Origin of the sequence: Streptomyces sp. NPDC102274 (assembly GCF_044766385.1) — a bacterium.
Classification (GTDB): domain Bacteria; phylum Actinomycetota; class Actinomycetes; order Streptomycetales; family Streptomycetaceae; genus Streptomyces.
In genome coordinates this window covers 1-5,199 of sequence record NZ_JBIWLW010000104.1, presented here as the reverse complement: position 1 = coordinate 5,199, position 5,199 = coordinate 1, and the positions used below count along the sequence as shown (strand labels likewise).

Annotated in this window: 5 protein-coding genes; 2 read left to right on the top strand and 3 right to left on the bottom strand. The window is 67.9% G+C overall.

What is annotated here, in order from left to right; genetic code table 11:
• Window positions 1-334: 334 nt before the first annotated feature.
• From ACIRQP_RS41980 to ACIRQP_RS41970, 3 genes are all read right to left on the bottom strand, one after another.
• Window positions 335-664 carry a hypothetical protein gene (locus ACIRQP_RS41980; protein ID WP_403900695.1) on the bottom strand — a complete coding sequence of 110 codons (330 nt, stop codon included), beginning with the start codon at window positions 662-664 and terminating at the stop codon, window positions 335-337.
• 169 nt (window positions 665-833) lie between these two features.
• Complete coding sequence (locus tag ACIRQP_RS41975; protein WP_403900693.1) at window positions 834-1,061, bottom strand: hypothetical protein; 228 nt, start codon at window positions 1,059-1,061, stop codon at window positions 834-836.
• A gap of 93 nt (window positions 1,062-1,154) precedes the next feature.
• A complete protein-coding gene (locus ACIRQP_RS41970) occupies window positions 1,155-1,637 on the bottom strand; it encodes a transposase (RefSeq protein WP_403900691.1) in 483 nt (160 codons plus the stop codon).
• An 83-nt stretch (window positions 1,638-1,720) separates the two neighbouring features.
• On the opposite strand from ACIRQP_RS41970, the gene ACIRQP_RS41965 reads away from it, so the two are divergent.
• On the top strand, window positions 1,721-2,779 hold the full coding sequence (locus ACIRQP_RS41965; protein WP_403900689.1) for a tyrosine-type recombinase/integrase: 1,059 nt from the start codon (window positions 1,721-1,723) through the stop codon (window positions 2,777-2,779).
• Entirely contained in the window at window positions 2,776-5,130 is a 2,355-nt protein-coding gene (locus ACIRQP_RS41960; RefSeq protein WP_403900687.1) for a tyrosine-type recombinase/integrase, read from the top strand. Before ACIRQP_RS41965 ends, ACIRQP_RS41960 begins: the two co-directional genes overlap by 4 nt.
• Window positions 5,131-5,199 lie beyond the last annotated feature (69 nt).

The window sequence follows — 5,199 nt, the reverse complement described above, 5'->3', positions numbered from 1 at the left end:
ACACCGTCCACATCACCGCCCACCAAAACAACCAACCCCTCTTCCACTCCACCATCACCACCACACCACCCACCACCTAACCCCACCCCACACCACACCACTGCAGCGCAGGACATCGTCCGGCTGCCCGGTCCAGCAGAGCGAGGGGACGTGGGTACGGGGCCTCTCGGCGTCGATGCCGATCACGGGGCGACGCTTTCGAGGCGGGCCCGGCCGACCCGAAGCAGCTCGGCCACAGCGTCGGCGGTGCACAACTTCCCAGCCTGCTCCACCGGCACGGCCCAGTACGGGGTGACCAGTGTCGGCTCCGTGCGATCCGGCCGGGGATCCCGAGTCAAGAACCCGGGCCGCGGATCACGGCCTCCACCGACCGCCACGTCTCGCAGGTCCCAGCCGGTACCAACGCGTAGTACCAGGCGCCCGGGTGGCAGACCACGGGGCCGTCGAGGACCTCGGCCAGGACGCTGGCCACGACGCCCGGGGCGCTGCTGTCGGCCGCCGCGTGGACCAGCGTGAGCGGCATCCGCACAGCGTCGTAGGGGCCGCCGGTGCGCAGCATCGCCGGCCGGCCGTCCTGCCACGCCTCATGAGCGACAGCGGGGTGAGCACTGGACAACGTCAGCCACTGGGCAATCGCGCCCTCAATGGCGGTCGGTGTGGGCATGGTCGGCTCCTGGGCTGCATGCGGTGCGGCGCCGGCCGTGCCTGGCGGGGGTTGCACGGCGCCGCCTCATGCGGATCACGCTACGAATCCACGCGATTACAGCCCAGTGGCAGAATGTCCTACTCGGCAGCTCAGTTATCGCCCGGGTAGGACGTGTTGTCCTACCCGTTCAGTGAGTTGGGTCGACTCCCAAGCGTGCCGCGAGTCCCCGCAGCGGGGTGTTTCGGCGCCGTTCCGCTTCCAGTATTTCCCGTACGGTGGTCGTGGCCAGCGTCTGAAACTTGATCCACTCCGGCTGGTCCTCTTCGACCTCCAGCAGCGTCTCCAGGGCGCCGTCTCCGTCACCTGTCTGCCACTTGGCCTGGGCGACGTCAACTCGGTAGTGGGCAGAGTGCACTGGCCTTGAGAGGCTGTTGTCTTTCCGGATGTGACCGTTGAGTTTTCGCTGTTCAGGCATGGTCTCGGTGTCGTTGCGGGAGGGTTCGGGCGATCAGTTCGTTCTCGGCGATGCGGAGATGACCGGTGACATCGGTGATGGGCTTGGTGGAGGAGCGGGAGACGGCTGCCCGGGCGCGGGCGGAGGAGCTTCGCGCGCCGCCCAGGCGACGAGGCGGCCGGTGTAGCCGCCGTCGGCCCACATCAGGGTGATCTTCCGGAACCGCGTGTGCAGCCTGGGCATCATGACGCGGGCGGCCTCGCGGGCGGTGACGTCCGCGGCGGTCACCAGCACCATCAGCAGCGGGCCGGGGCAGTCCGTGATGACGTGCCGGCGCCTGCCGTTGATCTTCTTGCCGCCGTCGCAGCCGCGCGTGGCGGCGGGCACCGAGGCGGCGGCCTTGACCGACTGTGAGTCGATGATCGCCGCACTCGGTTCCGCCGAACGTCCCTCGGCCTCACGGGCCAGAGCGCGCAGACGGTCATGGAACTCCTTGACCAGGCCGTTCTTCCGCCACCTGCGGAAGAAGGCATACACCCGGTCCCTATTAGTTACGTGGAATCAAGCGCCGCAGGATGCAGCTCGTATCCTGCGGCCTTCCCACGTACTGAGGAGATCTGTTGGGCAGCGCGGTGGTGCTGGAGGAGAAGTGGCCGGTCCTGGGCCGGCATGAGCGGGCGGCCGAGTGGCTGCGGGTGTGGACGGATCTGGGGCGGGCTCCCCGGACGATCGACGCGTACGCACGTGGTCTGGCCGAGTACCTGCTGGTCTGTGAACGGGAGGGGATCGACCCTGTCGCCGCGAATCGGCTGCATGTAACCGTGTTCGTTAAGGACCTGAGCACGCGGCCGAGCCGGCGGGGGACCAACGTCGTTGCGCTCGACTCCGGGGTCGGCCTGGCGAATGCGACGCTGCAGCAGCGGCTGGTGCCGGTGCGGCTGTTCTACGACTACCTCATTGAGGAGGGCGTGCGTGAGTCCAATCCGGTCGGCCGTGGTCGCTACACGCCCGGCCGGAAGTTCGGCGGTCACCAGCAAGGGTTGGTTCCCCGCCTGACGAAGCTGCCGTGGATCCCGAGCGAACAGCAGTGGCTCGACCTGCTGGAGGTCGTGCGTGACGAGCCCGTACGCAACCGTGCCATGCTCGCTCTCGCTTACGACGCGGCCCTGCGGCGCGAGGAACTGTGCTCGCTGAGGACCGATGACCTTGACCCTGTCCACCGGACCCTGCGGATTCGGGCCGAGACGACGAAGACCCGGCGTGAGCGTGTCGTTCCCTACTCGGCGGCGACTGGGGTTCTGCTGTCCGGCTATCTCGCGCATCGGGCCACGATCAGCCGGGCCCGAGGGCCGCTGTTCTTGTCGGAGTCGCGCCGCAACCAAGGCCAGCCGTTGACTTTGTGGACCTGGTCGAAGGTGATCTGGCGCATCGCTCTTGCTGCTGACCTGCCCCGCTTCTCGACTCACACCACGAGGCATCTCTGCTTGACCGACCTGGCCCGGATGGGCTGGGAACTGCACGCCACAGCCTCGTTCGCGGGGCACCGCAGCACCGAGTCGACGCTGACCTACATCCACCTCTCGGGCCGCGACCTGGCGGAGAAGCTGAACCGCGGCATGCAGCAGATCCACTCCCGGCGCGTGGACATGCTGACTCGCAACAAGGCGGTCGCCGAGTGACCGCACAACTGGGTACGATGGCCGCACGGCCGACCAGCACTCCGGCCTGGGCATGGCCTGTCGACCTCGCACACTACGAGCGTCGCGCCCTGCTCACCGAGGCCGAGGCGCAAGCACCCCAGAGCCTCAGCATCGAGCGACTCCGACGTGACGGGCTCGCCCCCAACGCGCTGTCTTTGCGGCCAGCCGCCCGACTCGTGCGGCGGTTGGGGGACGCACTCGCAGCCTTGCACTGGCCGCCGGAAGACCGTCATCAGCAGCGATACGCGCGAGACGCGGCTGGACTGGTACTGATTCGCTGCGGTGAACTCCGCCGAGCCTTCTGGGGCTGGTCAGTGCAGAACTGGGCGGACCTGATCAACGTCGACGGCGCCGAGTTCCGGCGCTCATGGGGCGGCCAGATCGGCCCCAATGCCCGGCCGTTCGTGATCGCCTATGCCTACCTGCTCGGCGAGTTCACGGTTTTCGACCAACTCGGCCGCTTCATGCTACCGGCCCTGGCCCGCCGGGTGTTCGGGGCCGAGCGTGTCGGCGACGCCGTCGAGCGGATATACAAAGTCCTGGCCGACTGGGGGTATCGCCGCGATGCCGGGACGTTGGCCTCGGTGATCTGCCAGGTGCTGCTGCTGAGCCGCAGCCCACTGCTGTCGGACCTGTCCACCGACGCTTTGGCCGCACTCCGCGTTCACCCGGCGATGAGCGGGCAGTGGGGCAAGGATCTCTACGGTCTTCACCGGGCGGTCGCGGCGCTCGGCCACGCGGAGCCTCCACCGTCGGGGCACGCATCCGGACCAGCGGCGATGGAGGGAGTCCCGGCCCCGTGGGCGGAGTGGGTCAAGCGTTGGTACGCGACCTCGACGCTCACGGCGAAGATTCGCCGCAGCTACCGCAGCGTGCTCGCCAAGATCGGGCGCTGGCTGGCCTCCGAACACCCCGAGATCACCGATCCGGGTCAGTGGACCCGGCAGACCTGCGCGGCCTGGGTCGCCGCGGTGGACCGGATGGCCGTTGGTGACTTCTCCCAGTGGACGCACGGCATGCGCACACAGAACCGCTTGGGCAAACCGCTTACCCCGGAGTCGAAGTCCGGCTACCTCAAGGTGCCTCGCGCGTTGTTCCGCGACCTGCACGAGTGGGAGTGGGTCCCGCGCCGGTTCGACTCCGCCCACGCCCTGAGGACACCGCGAAGCGTTCGCGCCCTGATGGGCCCGGACCCGCGAGTGATCGCCGACGACATCTGGGCCAAGCTGCTGTGGGCCGGCCTGAACGTCGAACCCGGCGACCTGCCCACCGCGGACGGCCGCACCTACCCGGTCGAGCTGATCCGGGCCATCACCCTGACCTGGCTGTTCGCCGGACAACGCAGCGACGAGATCGCCCGCCTCCGCGTCGGCTGCATCCGCTGGCGGCAGGACGGCCTCCCGATCCCCGGCGACTCTGGCGAGGTCCTCGCCCGCGACGCCGTCTGCTTGCTGGACGTGCCCACCCACAAGACCGGCACCTCATTCACCAAGCCCGTCGACCCCCTCCTCGGTCAGGCCATCGAGGCATGGCAGGCAGTCAGACCCGCCCAGCCGCTGATGCTCGACCCCAAGACCAACGAGCACGCCGACTTCCTGTTCGCCCACCGTGCCCGCCGGGTCGCCAAGCATTACATCAACACGACGATCATCCCGATGCTCTACCGCAAGGCCGGCGTCCCCACCGCCGATGTTCGCGGCAACATCACCAGCCACCGGGCACGGTCCACCATCGCCAGCCAGCTCTACAAAGCCAAGGAGCCGATGACGCTCTTCGAGCTGCAGGAATGGCTCGGTCACCGGACTCCCGAGGCAACCACACACTACGCGAAGCTCACTCCGAACACCCTTGCCAGGGCCTACAACGACGCCGGGTACTTCGCGAGAAACGTACGCACCATCAAAGTCCTCGTCGACCGCGATGCGGTCGCCTCGGGCGCAGCCGCCAGCGGCGAGCCCTGGCAGTACTTCGACCTCGGTCACGGCTGGTGCACCTACACCTTCTTCGAGCAGTGCCAGCACCGCATGGCCTGCGCACGCTGCGACTTCTACACGCCGAAGGACTCCAGCAAGGGCCAGCTGCTGGAGGCCAAGGAGAACCTGCAGAAGATGCTCGCGAGTATTCCGCTGACGGACGACGAACGAGCCGCGGTCGACGACGGCCAAGCCGCACTCGATCAACTCCTGGAACGGCTCACCGACGTCCCCACCCCGGCCGGGCCGACACCTCGCCAGATCGGCGCTCCGGCAACCGCGACGTTGCTGCCGATCAACGATGTTCGCCAGAGCAAGCCGGGAAGCCCTAAGAAGCTGTTGTCTTTCCGAGTGTGATCGCCAGGTTTCCGCTGGTCAGGCGTAAAGTCACCTTCCCCGCAGTAGAGATGACACGTTGTGTTCTCT